Origin of the sequence: Ancylomarina longa, from assembly GCF_003996985.1 — a bacterium.
Lineage (GTDB): Bacteria > Bacteroidota > Bacteroidia > Bacteroidales > Marinifilaceae > Ancylomarina_A > Ancylomarina_A longa.
In genome coordinates this window covers 1-500 of sequence record NZ_RJJX01000198.1, presented here as the reverse complement: position 1 = coordinate 500, position 500 = coordinate 1, and the positions used below count along the sequence as shown (strand labels likewise).

1 protein-coding gene is annotated in these 500 nt (G+C 39.8%); it reads left to right on the top strand.

The window, feature by feature from the left end; all coding sequences use genetic code 11:
* Window positions 1-235: hypothetical protein (locus DLK05_RS17690; RefSeq protein WP_209319961.1), on the top strand; the 235-nt coding region annotated here is incomplete at its 5' end.
* Window positions 236-500 lie beyond the last annotated feature (265 nt).

The window sequence follows — 500 nt, the reverse complement described above, 5'->3', positions numbered from 1 at the left end:
AGGTTGCGTAATGATTTCTTCTATTCATATTTATATTGGCCGTGTTCATAGTCACCTACCTCAGTCATTTTGGGATGATGTTGGTTCAGATCTTCATCAAAAATATGAGTGCGACCTGGTTATCATGCCAGTTGATGAAGAAAATACACGTTTGAATGTTGAGGGTGATTTAACTCCAGATGAAATGATGGCTGTTAAAGATTCTTTTGGATCCCACATGCAAAAAACGCATTAAAAAAATCCCCTTTAAGCCTGACTTCGGTTGGGCTTTTTTTTGTCTGTTTCTTGAGAAACGCGTAAGCGTGCATTCTGAAAAACTCACCGCTTTTGAAAAAAGTGTAGTGAGTACACTTTCTCCAGTAGCCGAACGAGTGTCTACGAGTGATTCGGGATATTAAAATTTTAAATCCTTTTTCCCTGATTACAGCTCCCTTTTGATTTTTCACTGGATAAATAGAGCATCCCGAATGGGTGCGAACTGATTTCACACGGAGGCGCGG